15 protein-coding genes are annotated in these 19,290 nt (G+C 40.7%); 3 read left to right on the top strand and 12 right to left on the bottom strand.

From position 1 onward, the window contains the following. Nucleotide 1: 1 nt before the first annotated feature. The 4 genes from FN031_RS00365 to FN031_RS00350 form a co-directional block, all read right to left on the bottom strand. On the bottom strand, nt 2-1,288 hold the full coding sequence (locus FN031_RS00365; RefSeq protein ID WP_142556637.1) for a homoserine dehydrogenase: 1,287 nt from the start codon (nt 1,286-1,288) through the stop codon (nt 2-4). Between the two features lie 140 nt (nt 1,289-1,428). Beyond that, a complete protein-coding gene (yaaA, locus tag FN031_RS00360; protein ID WP_142556635.1) occupies nt 1,429-2,151 on the bottom strand; it encodes a peroxide stress protein YaaA in 723 nt (240 codons plus the stop codon). Between the two features lie 45 nt (nt 2,152-2,196). Further along, nucleotides 2,197-2,607 carry a peptide deformylase gene (locus tag FN031_RS00355; RefSeq protein WP_142558573.1) on the bottom strand — a complete coding sequence of 137 codons (411 nt, stop codon included), beginning with the start codon at nt 2,605-2,607 and terminating at the stop codon, nt 2,197-2,199. 215 nt (nt 2,608-2,822) lie between these two features. After that, entirely contained in the window at nt 2,823-5,507 is a 2,685-nt protein-coding gene (locus FN031_RS00350) for a cation-translocating P-type ATPase (protein WP_142556633.1), read from the bottom strand. Between the two features lie 271 nt (nt 5,508-5,778). On the opposite strand from FN031_RS00350, the gene FN031_RS00345 reads away from it, so the two are divergent. Further along, nucleotides 5,779-6,969 carry a cation diffusion facilitator family transporter gene (locus tag FN031_RS00345; RefSeq protein ID WP_142556631.1) on the top strand — a complete coding sequence of 397 codons (1,191 nt, stop codon included), beginning with the start codon at nt 5,779-5,781 and terminating at the stop codon, nt 6,967-6,969. A 43-nt stretch (nt 6,970-7,012) separates the two neighbouring features. Here the strand turns inward: FN031_RS00345 and scrK are convergent, their stop codons facing one another. Next, the gene (scrK, locus tag FN031_RS00340; protein WP_142556629.1) at nt 7,013-7,900 is read right to left on the bottom strand and encodes a fructokinase ScrK; all 888 of its coding nucleotides are present in this window, start codon (nt 7,898-7,900) and stop codon (nt 7,013-7,015) included. Nucleotides 7,901-8,041: 141 nt separating this feature from the next. Next, entirely contained in the window at nt 8,042-9,937 is a 1,896-nt protein-coding gene (locus tag FN031_RS00335; RefSeq protein WP_142556627.1) for a sucrose-specific PTS transporter subunit IIBC, read from the bottom strand. Nucleotides 9,938-10,302: 365 nt separating this feature from the next. Between FN031_RS00335 and FN031_RS00330 the strand changes: the two genes are divergently transcribed. Both FN031_RS00330 and FN031_RS00325 read left to right on the top strand, forming a co-directional pair. Continuing rightward, a complete protein-coding gene (locus FN031_RS00330) occupies nt 10,303-11,757 on the top strand; it encodes a sucrose-6-phosphate hydrolase (protein ID WP_142556625.1) in 1,455 nt (484 codons plus the stop codon). Beyond that, entirely contained in the window at nt 11,738-12,703 is a 966-nt protein-coding gene (locus tag FN031_RS00325; RefSeq protein ID WP_142556622.1) for a LacI family DNA-binding transcriptional regulator, read from the top strand. Before FN031_RS00330 ends, FN031_RS00325 begins: the two co-directional genes overlap by 20 nt. A gap of 39 nt (nt 12,704-12,742) precedes the next feature. Here the strand turns inward: FN031_RS00325 and FN031_RS00320 are convergent, their stop codons facing one another. From FN031_RS00320 to FN031_RS00295, 6 genes are all read right to left on the bottom strand, one after another. Next, nucleotides 12,743-14,017: a hydroxymethylglutaryl-CoA reductase, degradative gene (locus FN031_RS00320; protein ID WP_142558571.1), complete on the bottom strand. Its 1,275-nt coding sequence runs from the start codon at nt 14,015-14,017 to the stop codon at nt 12,743-12,745. Further along, the gene (locus FN031_RS00315; RefSeq protein WP_142556621.1) at nt 14,017-15,189 is read right to left on the bottom strand and encodes a hydroxymethylglutaryl-CoA synthase; all 1,173 of its coding nucleotides are present in this window, start codon (nt 15,187-15,189) and stop codon (nt 14,017-14,019) included. Before FN031_RS00315 ends, FN031_RS00320 begins: the two co-directional genes overlap by 1 nt. 177 nt (nt 15,190-15,366) lie before the next feature. Further along, nucleotides 15,367-15,816, bottom strand: coding sequence for a threonine/serine exporter family protein (locus FN031_RS00310; protein WP_075567996.1), 450 nt, complete (start codon nt 15,814-15,816; stop codon nt 15,367-15,369). A 1-nt stretch (nt 15,817) separates the two neighbouring features. Continuing rightward, nucleotides 15,818-16,579, bottom strand: a complete 762-nt coding sequence (locus FN031_RS00305) for a threonine/serine exporter family protein (RefSeq protein WP_075567997.1) — start codon at nt 16,577-16,579, stop codon at nt 15,818-15,820. A 106-nt stretch (nt 16,580-16,685) separates the two neighbouring features. Further along, entirely contained in the window at nt 16,686-18,545 is a 1,860-nt protein-coding gene (pknB, locus tag FN031_RS00300) for a Stk1 family PASTA domain-containing Ser/Thr kinase (RefSeq protein WP_142556619.1), read from the bottom strand. Further along, complete coding sequence (locus FN031_RS00295; protein ID WP_075567999.1) at nt 18,542-19,282, bottom strand: Stp1/IreP family PP2C-type Ser/Thr phosphatase; 741 nt, start codon at nt 19,280-19,282, stop codon at nt 18,542-18,544. The genes pknB and FN031_RS00295 overlap by 4 nt, the downstream gene beginning before the upstream one ends. Nucleotides 19,283-19,290: the final 8 nt, after the last annotated feature.

The following is a 19,290-nucleotide window of genomic DNA, read 5'->3' as shown; positions in this document are numbered from 1 at the left end:
CTTAGTCTCCTAAAACCTTGAAGGTGTTGAGAAGTTCAAACTCGGCTACCGCCTTCAAAGCTGCTGTAATATTTTCAAGCTGGGCCTTGTTGATTTTATGAGTGATGATGACAACACGAGCCTTGCCTTCTTGCTTACCATCTTGAAGGATTTGCTTGAAGGAAATATCTTCTGCGTTAAAGAGCTCAGCCAATTTCAAGACTTGCCCTTTTGAGTCTGGAGCCAAGATTGAGAAATAATAGTTAGCTTTGACATCTTCTGGCTTAGCCAAGACTACTGGACGACTGTATTCATTAAAGGCTTTTCCAATTGTTCCATCATTCAAACGACGAACGATACGGGCAATATCAGCCACAACACTTGTTGCAGTTGGTTTTTGACCTGCACCTGGTCCATAGTACATAGACTCCCCGATACCGATAGATTCCACAAAGACAGCATTCATAACACCATTAACACTTGCAAGTGGATGTTCTTTAGGAAGGAAGGTTGGCGTAACCTCAGCAGCAATACCAGAAGCTGTTTCTTCAACAGAACCAACTAGTTTCACAACATAACCAAGTTCTTGAGCTACTGCTACATCTTCTGGAGTAATGTTGCGAATTCCTTGGTGGCCTACATCTTCAAACTTAACATTCATTCCAAATGCAAATTGGCTGAGGATGACCATCTTGTAGGCTGCATCAATCCCGTCAACGTCATTGGTAGGGTCGCTTTCAGCAAAACCAAGTCGTTGGGCTTCTGCCAAAGCATCTTCATAAGACCAACCTTCTGTTACCATTTTGGTCATCATGAAGTTAGATGTTCCGTTCACAACACCAAGAACACGTGTGATTTTGTCTGATGCTAGTGAGTTGACCAAGGTACGAAGGATTGGGATTCCTCCTGCAACAGCTGCTTCATAGTATAGGGCAACATTGTGAGCTTTGGCTACCTCAAGCAATTCTGCACCATGGACTGCTAAAAGGTCCTTGTTAGCTGTCACGACGTGTTTCCCTGCTTCTAAAGCACGAGTGATAAATGTTTTAGCAGGTTCGATACGTCCCATCAACTCAACAACGATCGTGATGTCTTTGTCTGACAAGATTTCATCGATATTTGTTACAAAATTAAAATCATTTCCTGCTTCAAGCAAACGGGCTTTCTCTTGATCGTCTTTGACCAAAACTTTAGCTACTTCAATTTCTGACTGAGCTGCTTGAACAATTTTTTCTCTATTTTCCTTTAGCAAGAATGGCACACCACTGGCTACTGTACCAAATCCAAGTAAAGCAATCTTAACTGACATGTTTGTCTCCTCGAAATTTTCTAATAGTCCTATTATACCAAAATTGTGTGAAAATTCCTACCATTCTAAATAAAAAATAGCAAGTCCAAATCATAAAAAGCTTGCTCCTATAAAGATAGGGAGCAAGCTCTACTTTCATTCTATTTTACAAAGACCAATTCCTTGCCAGTAGACAGGTCCTCTCGATAGTTAAAATCTGCAAAACTAAGACCTTTAATCTCTTCAACCGAGGTTACCTGATTTTCCATCAAGGCTGTCAAGAAAGCCCCTCTAGCTTTTTTAGAAATGGTTGAGTGGATTTTTAGTTTTCCATCTCTTTCTTCCATAAATTTAAAGGTCACCATTTTCTCACGAATTTCTTTAGGAAAGACATTTTCAAACTCCGAAGACAAGAGAGAAAAGATTAATTCTTGATCCTTCATCGACTCCTCATAGGCTGCCTGCCAGTGACTTTTCAGGCTTTTTCCAGCGACTTTGAGCTTCATCAAAAAGTCCAGTCTGTGAGGCGCTATCGGAGCCAAGGCCGGGATCACACCATAGAGGGCTGACGTTATCATGAGGTGTTTCTCCAGATATGTTTGCTCCGCCTTGGTGAGATTGTCCCGTTTGATGTTGCGATACATGAGTCCATCAAAGAGGTGCAAGGCTGGATAGTTTATCGCAGTTCCATTTTCTAAGGCATGAATATGGTCGTACTCCTCTTGCGCTTTTTCAGCGGATATTTTGAAAAAGTTCTCCAGCTCTTGGGCAGAATATCTTGCCAATTCTTCCAGCACTGCCTGACTTTCAGGACGCAAAGGATTTGCCTCTAAACTAGGGATTTCGGTGTTCATTTCTTTTGCAGTTGGGATTAGAATTTTCATAGTGTTAGTGTAGCATATTTTTTTAGGACTACCAAGGATTTAAGCTTAAATAATACGACCTTCCAAATGATCCAATTCATGCTGACAAATCTGAGCAGGAAATCCTGTCAGGGTAATGGTTTGCTCTTGCCAATGGATATCTCTATAGGATACGGTAATTTTTTCGTACCGAGTTGTCGGTCTGACACCTGTCAGCGACAAACATCCTTCTTCCGTCTTGTATGAACCTTCAAAGGACAAAAGAACTGGATTAAACATGACCATGGGAATCATGCCGATATTAAAAATAATGACGCGTTTTTGCGCCCCAATCATATTGGCGGCCAGTCCAACACAGGTTTCTCGGTTAGCCAATAGGGTATCCTGCAAATCCTTTGCTAGGGGTAAATCTTCCTGACTAGCAGGCTGGGATACCTGCGACAAAAACAAGATATCTTTTACAATTTTCTTTTCCAAGATTCTTTCCTCCATACCATATCATTCTCCTTGATTATAGCACAAAATTATACTCTTCGAAAATCAAATTTAAACCACGTCAGCTTCACCTTGCCGTACTCAAGTACAGTCTGCGGCTCTCTTCCTAGTTTACTCTTTGATTTTCATTGAGTATTATTTCAGTTTATATTTACATAAAAACAAAAAGCCATCCGAAGATGACTTTTCATAATTGTTTAAATAGCGTTTTTATCTTTTCCAAGTGCTCGTTGAACTGCTTTGACAATCTCAACAAGGACTACAATCATAAGCGCTCCTATGGCGACCACCATCCATTGAGTCAAGCTCAAATTTGAAACGTGGAAGAGATTATTAAATCCAGGAACTAAAATCGTCACCACAAAGAGGACAAAGGCAACTGGGATAGACCAGTTAAAGGTCTTGTTCGTAAAGAGTCCCACTTTAAAGATTGATTGGTAAACCGACTTAACGTTAAAGGCATGGAGCAATTGGATCAAACCGAGAGTTGCAAAAGCCATGGTAAGGGCATCCGCATGGATTTCAGTATGACTTTGGTGCTCTGGAAAGAGAAGAGCCCAACCATAAACACCTAAAACTAGCATGGTTTGGAATATCCCTTGATAAATGATTGCTCCGAAGACACCACCATCAAAGAAGTTAGACTTACGCCCACGTGGTTTGTGAGTCATGACGCCTGGCTCAGCTGGTTCCACACCAAGGGCGATGGCTGGTAGCGTATCTGTTACCAGGTTAATCCATAGCAAATGCACCGGTTGAAGCACATCCCAACCTAACAATGTTGCAAAGAAGATGGTGAAAACTTCAGCCATATTAGCAGACAAGAGGTATTGGATTGATTTTTGGATATTTGAGAAGACCTTACGTCCTTCTTCTACCGCTACGATAATGGTTGCAAAGTTATCATCAGCAAGGACCATATCAGAAGCTCCTTTAGAAACTTCTGTACCTGTAATCCCCATACCGATACCGATGTCAGCTGTCTTAAGTGATGGCGCATCATTAACCCCGTCACCCGTCATGGCAACAACCTTGCCTTCATTTTGCCAAGCTTTAACGATACGAACCTTGTGCTCAGGCGATACACGCGCGTAAACAGAGTATTGCTTAAAGACTTTTTGGAATTCTTCATCAGTGAGTTCATTCAACTCTGCACCAGTGAAGACATGGTCTTCTGTATCATTTGGATCGATGATTCCGAGACGTTTGGCGATAGCTTCCGCTGTATCTTGGTGGTCACCAGTGATCATGATTGGACGGATACCTGCTTCCTTAGCAACACGGACAGCTTCTGCAGCTTCTGGACGCTCAGGGTCAATCATGCCGACCAAACCAGAGAAGATGAGGTCAGATTCAACAATTTCAGATTCCAAGGTTGGAATTTCATGACTTGTCTTATAAGCCATCATCAAGACACGAAGGGCTTGTTTGGCCAAGTCTTTATTGATAGCAAGGATAGCATTTTTATCTTCTTCTGTGATTGGGCGAACTTCTCCGTTGACTTCGATGCGTGTCACGCGTTTGAGCAATTGGTCAGGCGCACCCTTGACAGCGATAAAGTAAGAGCCATCTGCTTCCTTATGAATGGTAGACATGAGTTTACGGTCTGAGTCAAATGGCAATTCAGCCACACGTGGCTCATCCTTCAAGACTTCACGAACATCAAAGTTGTGGTCCAAACCAAACTGTACAAGAGCTGTCTCCGTTGGATCACCAATCAGCTTGCCAGATGGATCCACCTTGGTGTCATTGGCAAAGTTCATGATACGGAGGGTATTATTGGTAGCAGGAATCTCAGTTGCAGCACTTTGTAATTGACCGTTGGTATAAACTTTCTCAACCGTCATTTGGTTCATAGTCAAGGTACCTGTTTTATCAGATGCGATGATTTCTGTTGAACCAAGAGTTTCAACCGCTGGCAATTTGCGGACAATCGAATTACGTTTTGCAAGGGTTGTAGTTCCCAAAGATAGAACGATAGTTACAATGGCAGGGAGACCTTCTGGAATCGCAGCAACCGCAAGAGCAACCGCAACCATCAAGCCTTCCAACGGATGTTCACCACGAACGAATACACCAACCAAGAAAGTAATAACGGCAATCACAATAATCAAGTAAGTCAAGGCCTTAGATAATTGTTCCAGGCTTTGCTTCAATGGTGTCTCTGTCTCGTCGGCATTAGCCAACATATCTGCAATCTTACCAACTTCTGTATACATACCAGTGTTAGTCACAACACCAATACCACGACCGTAAGTTACGTTTGAGTTTTGGTAAGCCATGTTAACACGGTCCCCGATACCAGCATCCGCTTCAACAAGTCCTGTCACATCTTTTTCAACTGGGACAGATTCCCCTGTAAGAGCTGCTTCTTCGATTTTAAGGGAAGCCGCTTCAAACAAGCGCATATCTGCAGGCACCACATCTCCCGCTTCTAGCAAGACGATATCCCCAGGCACCAATTCTTTCGAATCAATCTCAATAACATGACCATCACGACGAACACGGGCCATGGGGCTAGACATATTTTTAAGAGCTTCAATGGCTGCTTCTGCTTGACCTTCTTGGTAAACACCAAAGGCAGCATTCAAGACAACAACGGCCAAGATGATAATAGCATCTGTTAAACCATCCATCCCTTCTGTAATCACAGAAAGTGCTGCTGCCGCCAGCAAGATGATAATCATCAAATCCTTAAATTGATCAAGGAATTTAGCTAGTAGGCTACGTTTCTCGCCCTCTTCCAACTCATTACGACCATAAGTCGCTAAACGTTCTTGAGTTTGAGCAGTTGACAAACCTTCGATAGATGAATCCAATTTCTTTAGGACTTCTTCTGCGGTTTGTGTGTAAAACAAGTCTTTATTTTGTTCTTTTGACAAAACAGTCTCCTCCTTTTTTGGCCTCTTTTTGCAAAAAAAGAGACCTGTTTTTTAAAAAAACAAGTCTCGCTGTTTAATATAGTGCCGGAAATAATTCGTAATGACGACACTATCGCGGTTTCCCGCCAGCTACTCCCTTGAGTAGTTCTATTATATCAGAATTTCAAAAGTTTTCAAGGGTTGAGGTGAAATTAGCTTACTTCCTCTATTTGAATTTTCCTTGGAAAACCAGTATAATGAAAACATACTGAAATGCTAGAAAGGGAGTTAGATGAATCAATCGGTTTCAAACTTAAAATTGGCTGAGCGTGGTGCTATTATCAGCATTTTGACTTATCTATTCTTATCTGCAGCTAAGCTAGCAACAGGACACCTACTCCATTCATCCAGTTTGGTGGCAGATGGTTTTAACAACGTTTCAGATATCGTCGGAAACGTGGCCCTCCTCATCGGGATTCGTTTGGCTCGCCAACCGGCAGATAGAGACCATCGCTTCGGTCACTGGAAAATAGAGGATTTGGCAAGTCTCATCACTTCCATCATCATGTTTTACGTTGGTTTTGATGTTTTACGAGATACCATTCAAAAGATACTCAGCCGAGAGCAAACAGTCATTGATCCACTTGGGGCGACTCTGGGAGTCATCTCTGCTATCATCATGTTTGTAGTTTATCTCTACAATACCCATCTGAGCAAGCAAGCCAAGTCTAAAGCCCTTAAGGCAGCAGCCAAGGATAATTTATCAGATGCCGTAACATCTCTTGGAACATCTATTGCGATCCTAGCTAGCAGCTTCAACTATCCAATCGTGGATAAGTTGGTCGCCATTATCATTACCTTCTTTATCCTTAAAACTGCTTATGACATTTTTATCGAGTCATCCTTCAGTCTTTCTGATGGTTTTGATGAACACTTGCTCGAAGATTATCAAAAGGCTATCATGGAAATTCCTAAGATCAGCAAGGTCAAATCTCAACGTGGTCGTACTTACGGAAGCAATATTTATCTGGACATTACTCTGGAAATGAACCCAGATCTGTCTGTTTTTGAAAGTCACGAAATTGCGGATCAGGTTGAATCCATGTTATCAGAACGCTTTGGTGTCTTTGATACAGATATTCATATCGAACCAGCACCAATCCCTGAAGATGAAATCCTAGATAATGTCTATAAAAAATTGCTCATGAGAGAGCAACTAATCGACCAAGGAAATCAACTGGAAGAGTTACTTGCAGAAGACTTCATTTATATTCGCCAGGACGGACAAGAACTGGACAAGGATGCCTATAAGACTGAAAAAGAACTGACATCAGCCATTAAAGAGCTTCATCTAACCTCTATCAGTCAGAAAACAAAACTCATCCGCTACCAAGTCGGCGACACCATTCATACCAGTATCTGGCGCCGCCACGAAACTTGGCAAAATATTTTCCATCAGGAAACGAAAATAGAAAAAGACTAAAACAGAACTCCCAACTTTCTCAGCTGGGAGTTTTCCTATATTCTTATTTTGCGACACTCTTAGCAAGAACGAAGTTCCCAAGAGTTGCTGAACCATTTCCTGCAACAGCCGGAGTCACGATATAGTCGCGCACATCTGGAACTGGTAGGTAGCCATTGAGTAGGGCTGTGAATTTCTCACGGACACGGTCAAGCATGTGTTGTTGAGCCATAACCCCACCACCAAAGACGATGATATCTGGACGGAAAGTTACGGTTGCATTAACTGCAGCTTGAGCGATATAGTAGGCTTGAACATCCCAGACAGAGTTGTTCAGTTCAATGTTTTCCCCACGAACACCTGTACGAGCTTCCAAACTTGGACCAGCTGCATAACCTTCCAAACATCCATTATGGAAAGGACAAACACCTTTAAATTCTTTTTCAATGTCCATTGGGTGTCTAGCCACATAATAATGACCCATCTCAGGGTGACCAACACCGCCAATAAACTCGCCACGTTGGATAACACCTGCACCGATACCTGTACCGATAGTGTAATAAACCAAGTTTTCGATACGACCGCCGGCATTATTACGAGCAACCACTTCACCGTATGCAGAACTGTTTACGTCTGTCGTGAAATACATAGGCACGTTTAGAGCGCGACGAAGTGCACCAAGCAAGTCGACATTTGCCCAGTTAGGTTTTGGAGTTGTTGTGATAAATCCGTAAGTTTTTGAGTTTTTATCAATATCGATTGGGCCAAATGAACCAATGGCAAGTCCTACAAGATTGTCGAATTTTGAGAAGAACTCGATGGTTTTATCGATTGTTTCAATAGGTGTTGTTGTAGGAAATTGTACCTTTTCTACAACATTATAGTTTTCATCTCCGACAGCACAGACAAATTTTGTACCGCCTGCTTCCAAGCTTCCGTATAGTTTTGTCATGATAAACCTCTTGTATTTATTTTCTTTATTATAGCATATTTCCAGACTGAAAATTGCTCAATATTTTAGATTTTCCTCTGTAAATTTTACCATTCAATCAAAAACGAACAAACATGACATTTGTTCGTTTTTATAAATCTATTAAGCTTTAACTTCGATGATTGCGTCACCCTTAGCAACTGTTCCAGAAGCAACTGGATTTACTGAAGCAAAGTCTGCAGTGTTTGTTACGATAACCATAGTTGTGTTATCAAGACCTGCAGCAGCAATCTTAGCTGAGTCAAATGTTCCAAGAACATCTCCAGCCTTAACCTTATCACCTTGATTAACTCTTTGGTTGAAGCCTTCACCGTTCATTGACACAGTATCAATACCAACGTGAATTAAGATTTCAGCACCGTTAGCTGTTCTCAATCCATAAGCATGGCCAGTCGGGAAGACGATTGCCACTTCAGCATCAGCTGGTGCATAAACAACATCTTCACTTGGTTTTACAGCGATTCCTTGTCCCATAGCTCCGCTTGAGAATACTGGGTCATTGACATTTGAAAGAGCAACAACGTCACCAACGATTGGTGTTTGGATGACACCTTCGCTAAGTGAAACAAGATTACCAGTTACTGCTTCTTCTGTTAAACGGTCAGTTTCAGCTTCAGAAATTGCTCCTGAAACTTCTTCTACTTCATCTTCGTAACCAAACATGTAAGTAAGAGCAAAACCAAGTGCAAATGATACAGCTACCATAAGAAGATATTGTAGAAGTTGTCCATTACCAATGTAAAGCATTGTACCTGGGATGATTGTGATACCATTACCAGTACCAGCAAGTCCTAGGATTGAAGCAAGTCCACCACCGACTGCACCAGCAATCAATGAAAGGAAGAATGGTTTACGGAAACGCAAGTTAACCCCGAAGATAGCTGGCTCAGTAATACCAAGGAAGGCAGATAGAGCAGCTGGGAAAGCAAGAGTTTTAAGTTTTGGATTTTTAGTTTTCACACCAACGGCAACAGTTGCAGCACCTTGAGCAGTCATAGCAGCTGTGATGATGGCGTTGAATGGGTTAGCATGGTCAGCAGCAAGCAATTGAACTTCAAGCAAGTTGAAGATGTGGTGAACACCAGATACGACGATCAATTGGTGAACTCCACCGATTAAGAAACCACCAAGACCGAACGGCAAGTTAAGGAGTGCTTTTGTTCCAAGAAGGATGTAGTTTTCAACAACGTGGAAGACTGGTCCGATAATAAACAAACCAAGAATTGACATTACCAAAAGTGTTACGAATGGTGTTACCAAAAGGTCAAGGACGTCTGGAACAACCTTACGAACAGCTTTTTCAAATTTAGCTCCGACAACCCCGATGATGAAGGCTGGAAGAACTGATCCTTGCAAACCTACAACTGGGATAAATCCGAAGAACTGCATTGCAGTTACTTCACCACCAGAAGCAACGGCCCATGCATTTGGAAGTGAACCAGATACGAGCATCATACCAAGAACGATACCAACGGCTGGATTACCACCGAATACGCGGAATGTTGACCAAACAACCAATCCAGGCAAGATAATAAAGGCTGTATCAGTCAAGATTTGAGTGTAAGTTGTCACATCTTCTGGAAGTGTCATCCCAAGAGCAGTCAAGAGACCACGAACACCCATGAAGAGACCAGTTGCTACGATAACTGGAATGATTGGTACGAATACGTCACCGAAAGTACGGATAGCACGTTGGAACCAATTTCCTTGTTTTGCAGCTTCCGCCTTCATATCTTCTTTAGAAGATGTTGGCAAACCAAGAGCTACGACCTCATCGTACATCTTGTTTACTGTACCAGTACCAAAGATGATTTGGTATTGACCTGAGTTAAAGAAAGCGCCTTGAACTTTTTCCAAGTTCTCGATAGCATCCTTATTGATTTTCGCTTCATCTTTTACCATAACACGGAGGCGAGTAGCACAGTGAGCTACACTGTTGACATTCTCACGTCCACCCAAGGCTTCGATGACTTTTTTTGCAATTTCTGTATTGGTCATTTGCAAAAATCTCCTTATAAAAAATTTATTCTTATTTGAAAGCGATTTATTCGCCCTACGAATATTATTTTATCATCTTTCGAAAATATGTCAAGCGTTTTACAGAAAAAGTTTTTTGATTATTAAAATTTTTGATAGTTTTTGCTACATTCTTGATAAAATTCTCTCAAAATCGCCTGTTTTTACGTGTTTTTATGTGTGTGTTTTTCAAAAACTTTCATCTTTTCACTGATTTTCATATAAATGGATTCCTAATTATCTGTCAATCGTTTGACATTTTTTTCTTAAATTCGATATAAAAGACTTGCTTTTTTATGAGGAAACGTTTACTATTAAGATAGTAGAAATTTTGGAAGGAAGATAACATGAAATGGACAACTGAACGTCGCTACAGACGTTATGAAGATTGGACTCAAGAAGAAATCAAACAAATTCAAGAAAATGTGGCTCAGTCTCCATGGCATACAAGCTATCACATCGAACCCAAGCAAGGTCTTTTAAATGATCCAAATGGTTTTTCATATTTTGATGGCAAGTGGGTTGTCTTTTACCAAAACTTTCCCTTTGGTGCAGCTCATGGGTTAAAGTCTTGGGTACAACTTGAAAGTGATGATTTAGTTCATTTTTCAGAAACTGGTGTCAAGATTTTGCCTGATACTCCACTCGATAGCCACGGCGCTTACTCAGGATCTGCTATGCAGTTTGGGGATCAATTATTCTTATTTTATACAGGTAATGTTCGTGATGAAAATTGGATTCGCCATCCTTACCAGATTGGTGCCTTAGTGAACAAGGATGGAAAGATTGAAAAGATTGACAAAATCTTGATTGACCAACCTGCTAATGCCACTGACCACTTCCGCGATCCACAGATTTTTAACTTTAAAGGGCAATACTACGCTATCGTTGGTGGTCAAGATTTGGACAAAAAAGGGTTTGTCCGTCTCTATAAGGCTATCGATAATGATTATACAAACTGGCAAGAAGTCGGAGATCTTGACTTCAACAATGACCGCACTGCTTATATGATGGAGTGCCCAAATCTAGTCTTTGTCGGAGAACATCCTGTCCTTCTTTACTGCCCACAAGGTTTGGATAAAAAGGTTCTTGACTATGACAACATCTATCCAAATATGTATAAAATCGGCGCTTCCTTTAACCCCGAAAATGCTCGTATGGTAGATGTGTCTGAACTTCACAATCTTGATTATGGATTTGAAGCCTATGCCACTCAAGCCTTCAATGCCCCTGATGGACGTGCCCTAGCAGTCAGCTGGCTTGGTTTACCAGATGTTTCTTATCCATCTGACCGTTTCGATCACCAAGGAACTTTTTCATTAGTCAAAGAACTTACAATCAAGGATGGCAAACTCTATCAGTACCCTGTAGCAGCTATCCAGGAACTTCGAGCATCAGAAGAAAAATTATCAAATCGTTCTGAAACCAAAAACACCTACGAACTTGAGCTTAACTTAGAAGCTGACAGTCAAAGTGAAATCGTCCTTCTTGCTGATAAAGACGGCAAGGGGCTATCTATCAATTTTGACCTTGTCAATGGCCAAGTAACCGTTGATCGTAGTCAAGGAGGTGAGCAATATGCTCAAGAATTTGGAACTACTCGCTCTTGCTCAGTTACTAATCAAGCAACTACTGTCAATATCTTCATCGACAACTCAGTCTTTGAAATCTTTATCAATAAAGGAGAAAAGGTATTTTCTGGTCGTGTCTTCCCTCACAAAGATCAAAATGGAATCTTCATTAAATCTGGAAACCCAACTGGAACGTACTACGAATTAGAATATGGTCGCAAAACTAACTGATGTCGCAAAATTAGCTGGCGTCAGCCCTACTACTGTTTCACGTGTCATCAACAAAAAGGGTTATCTGTCAGAAAAAACCATTCAAAAGGTTAATGATGCTATGCGTGAGCTGGGCTATAAACCCAACAACCTAGCTCGAAGTCTTCAAGGAAAATCTGCCAAGTTAATTGGGCTCATTTTCCCTAAAATCAGCCATGTTTTCTATGCTGAATTGATTGACAAATTAGAACACGAACTCTTCAAAAAAGGTTACAAGACCATCATCTGTAATAGTGAACACGATTCGGAAAAAGAACGCGAATACATCGAAATGCTAGAAGCCAACCAGGTGGACGGCATCATTTCGGGAAGTCATAACCTTGGGATTGAGGATTACAATCGCGTAACCGCTCCGATCATTTCATTTGACCGTAACCTATCACCAGACATACCTGTCGTTTCTTCTGACAACTATGCTGGTGGTGTCCTAGCCGCTCAGACCTTGGCTAAAACTGGAGCCAAATCTATTATCATGATTACAGGAAATGACAACTCCAATTCACCAACTGGTCTTCGTCATGCTGGTTTTGCTTCTATCTTACCAAAGGCTCCTATTATCAATGTTTCCAGTGATTTTTCACCCCTTCGTAAGGAAATGGAAATTAAAAATATCCTGACAAAACAAAAACCAGATGCGATTTTCGCCTCTGATGATTTGACTGCTATCCTCATTATCAAGATCGCCCAGGAGCTCGGTCTGTCAGTTCCTGACCAGCTAAAGGTGATCGGCTATGATGGAACTTATTTCATTGAAAATTTCTATCCTCACCTCACTACCATTAAACAACCCTTGGAAGAAATTGCTCGCCTGACAGTTGATTTGCTTCTACAAAAAATTGAAGGTAAAGAGGTTGCTACTACTGGCTATTTCTTACCAGTTAGTCTCTTGCCTGGTAGAAGTGTCTAACCATATAAAAAACTCAGACTACTTAAGTCTGAGTTTTTCTTATGAGCGTAATGCTTTTAAAATACTTTTTGCTTTTTCTAAGTTAAATGTTTTTTCAGCAATCAAACCTTCTACTAGCTTTGGTACTTCTGCTTCTTTGGCTCCTGCCAAGAGGGCCAAAGATTTTGCTTGCAATTTCATATGTCCCTGCTGAATACCTGCCCCAACCAAGGCCTTAAGTGCAGCAAAATTCTGAGCCAAGCCCATAGATACAATAATCTGTGCTAGGTCTTTCGCAGATGGTTGACCTAAAAGTTCGTGACTAAGGACAACACGAGGGTTGAGACCAATAGAACCACCCTTGGTTGCAATTGGCATAGGAAGAGTCATCTCTCCAATCAGTTCCTCTTTCTCTGAGTCTAATGTCCACAGACTAAGTCCTCGATAAAGACCATCACGACTAGCATAGGCATGGACTCCTGCTTCGATTGCCCGCCAATCATTTCCTGTCGCAATCAAGAGAGCATCAATCCCATTAAAGATCCCCTTATTATGAGTAGCAGCTCGGTAAGGATCTGCTTGAGCAAAATGACTAGCCAAGACAATCTTGTCAGCCAATTCACGCGCTTCATCCTTATTAGGACTCAAATAGCGAAAAGCAATACGACAGCTAGATGTCACCAGAGACTCTGTAGCATAGTTAGATAAAATTCCCATGAGACTTTGTCCACAGCTTAGACTCTCAAGATGAGGTTTTAAAGCCTCTAGCATGGTATTAAGCATATTAGCTCCCATAGCTTCTTGAGTATCAACGTGAAGATAAACAACCAGAAAATCTGTCTGTCCAGAAACTTTCTCAACTCGTAACTCTCGAGCTCCTCCTCCTCGCTTTACAATTGAGGGATAAGCTTGATTTGCTATTTCAAGTAGCTGGTCTTTTTGATTCAGAATTTTCTGACAAGCCTGTTCTCTATCTGGGACTTGATAAAGAGCAACCTGACCAATCATTAGTCTTTGCTGAACATGGGCACTAAAACCACCAGATCTATTGATAATCTTGCAAGCAAAACTAGCTGCTGCCACTACTGATGGTTCTTCGGTCACATAAGGAACTGTATAAGCCTGATTATTTACTATTACCTCAGGTACAATTGAAAAGGGAAGAGAAAAGGTCCCTACTACATTTTCACTTAGCTGGTCAGCAATAGCAACACTCAAAGTCTCATTCTTCTCCAGATTCTCTTGAAGTTCATGAGAGAGCAATTCAGAATCCCTAAGCGTTTTTAGACGTTCTGGATATGTTTTTTTTGAAAATCCACTCCAATTAATCTTCATCATTTTTCAACCTTGCTATAATAACGGTGATGTTCTAAAATTTCAACCAGAGCATATTCCTGGTCTTCATAGCCCGAGAATTTAGCAGAACCTGAATCATCAAGGTGTGTCTCCTCATAGAAGACTTTTTCGTATTCTTGGACTGATAGAGCTTTACGCTTGTCTAGCACTTTGATACGGTCTTTATCTAGATACTTCTCATAGCCTTCAACCAATTCGACACTAAAGAACTCAGATACTGCTCCACTACCATAACTGAATAGTGCAATCCTATCTCCAGCTTTCAATGTTTCTGCGTTTTCCAAGAGAGAAAGTAAGCCAAGAAATAGAGAGCCTGTATAGATATTACCAACTCGATTACTATAGACAATAGAAGCGTCAAAGTGTTTCTGTAAGAGCTCTTGTTTTTCCTGAGACAAGGATTCCTCCAATAGCTTATTAAAACCTTTAAGTGCTAATTTAGGATACGGCAAGTGGAAACATACTGCCACAAAATCATTTAAAGTCCAATTAAATCGTTTTTTATATTCTTCCCAAGTAGTTTGCAAACAATCTAGATACTGCTGGGTAGAATATACTCCATTTACAAAGGGCGTAATCGAGTAATTCGGACGCCAGAAATCATTGATATCTCTAGTCTGAGCTACATTATCATCATTAAAGCTTAAAATTCGTGGATTCTGAGTAATCAACATTGCAATACTACCTGAGCCCTGCGTAGGTTCACCCGGTGCATTAATACCATATTTTGCTATATCACTAGCAAGAACAAGCACTTTTGATGCTGGTGAATTTTCAACATGCAACTTGGCATAGTGTAGAGCGGCTGTCGCTCCATAGCAAGCTTCTTTGATTTCAAAACTGCGAGCAAAAGGTTGAATACCAAGTAAGCCATGCACAAAAACAGCTGCCGCCTTACTTTGATCAATACCAGATTCTGTCGCGACAATGACCATATCAATTTCTTGCTTTTCTTCTTCTGTCAGGATAGAATTCCCAGCACTAGCTGCAAGGGTCACGATATCTTCAGTCAAAGGAGCGATACTAATCTCCTCTAGTAAAAGTCCTTTTGTATATTTTTCAGGGTCTACCCCCCGTGCATTTGCTAAGTCTTGTAGTTTCAAGACATATTGACTGGTCGCAAAACCAATCTTATCAATACCGATTGTCATATTTACCTCTGTATTTAATCATTCATTGTAAAAAATCGTCCAAGTCTATTTTATCACAAATTAAAACAAAATAGAGAAAAAAGCCTTAATCCAAAACTCATACTATTTTCTAAACATTCATCAATCATCATCTGAATCACTCCTGTTTAATAGCTTTACTCAATTAAAAATCGAACCTTAGATGGTTCGATGTGATTTTAAATGATGATACAATTTTAGAATAACTGTCCCACTGGCCATTCCAATTGAGATGACAAGAGCTAACATGACAACCAGCATTGAACTAGCAATGGCATTTCTATAGTCTCCTGTAACAAAGAATGAAGTTGTTCGATAAGACAGATATCCTGGAACTAAGGGCGCCAATATGGCAAGGCTAAAAACAACTGCAGGTGTTTTATAGATAATGCTCATAATCTGGCTAATACATGAGCCAATTACGGCAGCAATGAAAGTTGCTAAAATGACGTTAGTCGGCTCCTTAAGAACTAGATAGAGCAACCAGATAAACATTCCTAAAACTCCACCAGGAATTAGCATAGAACGTTGTACGTTTAAAACGATTAAAAAAGTGATAATTGCTAGTAAACTCGCTAGAGCTTGCAATAAAAATGTTGTTAAATTCATATTAGTAGTTCATGAGTACCAGGGCGACAGAGGTGCCAGCCCCCAAGGCAAGGGTAATCAGCAAGGATTCAAACATCTTACTCATACCAGAGTTAATGTGATTGGTCATGATATCACGCACAGCATTGGTTAAGGCAATCCCTGGCACGAAAGGCATGACAGCCCCTGCTATAATTAAGTCAGCCGTTGAAGGCAAACCAGAATAACGAGCCCAAACTTGTGCAATCAAGCCAAAGACCAAAGCACCTGCAAATGCAGTCATAAAGGGGATGCGAATAAATTTTTCTACATAAAGAGAAAAAGTAAAAGCAAACAAGGTCGCAACTCCTGCGCCAATCGCATCATAAGGATTTCCGCCAAACATAATAGAAAAGAATGGAGCACTTAAGGTTGCAGCAATGGTTAACTGTACTTTAGAGTAGGGCAAGGATTTTTCATTTAAAGCCTGCAATTGAACAAAGGCTGTCTCTAAATCAATTTGCCCAGAAACAAGCTGTCGCGAAATCTGGTTGACATCACAAACTTTCTCAATATTGTAGAGAGACGAAGTCACTCGCTTCATACGAGAGATATTGGTATTTTCAATAGAGAAAAAAATGGCCGCTGGCATGGCTAAAACATTGCAATCCATTATCCCTTGTGAATGAGCAATGCGGATCATAGTATCTTCTACACGATGAATTTCCGAACCATTTCGAAGTAAAATCGTGCCTGCAAGCATAATGATATCAATCACTGCATTGAGTTCTTTTGATTCCTTCATTTTCTCCCCCTTTTTGATATCCTTTATTTTATCATAAAATCTTCAGAAAAAAAACTTTGCCACAAATTCTGTGACAAAGTTTAATTACTAGTCTGTATTAACTACCTCAGTTGTGCTCAGGTGTTGTTTGACTGGTTTCTGCCTCACGAGTTTGAGGAGGTGTTACCTCGATTCTATTTTCATGAGGTACTTGTGGTGTGATTGTAGTAGTTGTCGTTTGTTTTGGTTTATAAACAGAAATTTTAACATGAGTTTTGCTAAGATCAAGATCCTCATATGGTTTTGGACTTTGATTGATTACAGTTCCTTCAATAGTTCCCTCAAGAACTGTCGAAACTTCTACTACCTCAATATTAGCTTCTTTAACACCTACAACTTGAATCAAATTATTTTTTGTAAACTCAAGACTTGAGCCGATATAATAAGGCATTGAAACAGTTGTAACCTTTTTAGCAACTGTCAAGGTTATCTCAGTCGCCTTGCTAAGATCGTAAATTGTTCCTTCTGACAAACTTTGTCTCATGACAAGACCAGGTTCAGTTTCACTAGATTCTTCCTCAACAATCTTAATCAGATTTTCTGGGACTTTCTTTTCTTTTAACTCTGCTACTACATCTGAAGATTTTCGTCCAATATAGTTCCCTATTGGGAATGAAGGCTTACCTGATGAAACAATCAGATTAACTTTAATACCTTCTTTGCGAGATGAACCTCCATCTGGATCCGTTCGAATAACTCGTCCTTCTTCTACTGTATCACTGGATTCGCTTTTCTCTTCACCAATTTCAAAATTGGCATTTTTCAGAGTTTCTTTGGCCTCAGCCACTGTTTGCCCTGCTACCTTCGGAATCACAACTGTTGCTGGCGTCTTAGATATAATCCATAGTATAGAAGAGAGCACCAGAATAAAACTAGCAAGGAGAACCAAGTAACGAGCCTTAAAGCGACGCTTCTTCACCGGCTTAGCTACTTCCTTAGGTTTAGGAGCTGCTTGAACGCTCGGTTTCTTAGTCTGAGGACGACTATCTTTTGGTTCAACCTTAGGAATCGTTGTCAAGGTTTGTTGCTGAATCTTTGGTAATGTTTTTGTATCAACCTTACTTGTATCATCAAAAACACGTTTAGATTCATTACGTCTATTGTGAGAGAGACTGCTCAATAAGTCTACATACATCTCAGAGACTGTTTGATATCGATCCGTTAATTTTTTCGCTGTCGCTTTAATAACAACATTTTCTAATGATTGTGGTACCGAAGGATTTTCAGCTATAACAGATGGGAGTGGTTTCTGAAAATGCTGAAGGGCAATCGTGACCGCACTATCTCCATCATATGGGACATGCCCTGTTAACATTTCAAAGAAAATAATTCCCATGGCATAAATATCACTCTGAAACGTAGCTTTAGAGCCACGAGCCTGTTCAGGCGATAAATAGTGGACAGAGCCCAACATAGAGTTAGTTTGAGTCAAGCTGGTTTCCGCAAAAGCTACCGCGATACCAAAGTCAGTAACCTTAGCTGTTCCATCTGGAGTCAAGAGAATATTTTGAGGCTTTAAATCACGGTGAACAATTCCTTTTGCATGTGCTAAACGCATAGCTAGCAAGATCTGACCCATGATACGAACTGCTTCCTCATTTGAAAGAGGATAGTGTTCTTTAATATATCGCTTAAGATCGAGACCTGCTACGTATTCCATAGCTAGGTATTGCTGACCATCTTCTTCACCAATATCAGTAATCCGAACGATATGAGGATGATCCAGGTCTGCCATCGCTCGCGCTTCCCGTTGAAAACGCGCAACAGCTATAGGATCCGTCTGGTAGTTGGTCCTCAGGACCTTTACAGCTACCTCTTCCCCATCTAAAATCAAATCCTTGGCCAGGTATACATCTGCCATGCCTCCACGACCAATTTGTTTGATAATTCGATACCGTCCGGCAAAAATCTTGCCGATCTGGATCATAGTGCCGCCTCCTCCTTAATCGAAACAAGGGCAACACTTATGTTATCAAGCCCTCCGGCATTATTTGCAAAACGAATCAAGGTTGCTGCTTTATCATCCAGTGAGATATCACTTGTTACAATATCACAGATTTCACTTCCAGAAATCATATTGGTTAAACCATCACTATTAAGCAAAATATAGTCTCCTGGTTCAAGTGTGATAATTCCCATGTCTGGTTGAATTTCATCTTTTTGACCAATAGATTGAGTGATGATGTTCTTTTGAGGATGTGCTTCTGCCTCTTCTTGAGTTAATTGTCCAGCTTTGAGCAGTGCGTTAACCAAAGAATGGTCACTTGTCAAAAGATGATATTCTTCTCCACGGATTAAACCGATACGCGAATCACCGATATGGGCATAAATAGCTTGATTCTCAATGATAGCAAGAGCTTCTAAGGTTGTTCCCATACCCCTATAAGCTTCATCACGACCTAGTTGGTAAATCTTTTGATTTTCAATTTCTAAATTATGGGCAAACCATTCGCGAACTTCATTTACAGTGTCAATTTGAGTATCCACCCAAGCCACACCTAAGTCCGTTACCGCCATTTCACTAGCAATATTGCCTGCACGATGTCCTCCCATTCCATCAGCCAAGATAATCATCGTATGACCTGCTCGGTTGACAAAAAGGTTGACATAGTCTTGATTGTTTTTTCGTTTCTGACCCACATCTGTTAATAATGAAATTTCCATTGTGTCAG

The organism is Streptococcus mitis, assembly GCF_902159415.1.
Lineage (GTDB): Bacteria > Bacillota > Bacilli > Lactobacillales > Streptococcaceae > Streptococcus > Streptococcus mitis_BG.
The sequence above is the reverse complement of the archived record's forward strand: the minus strand, read 5'-3'. Positions and strand labels throughout refer to the sequence as shown.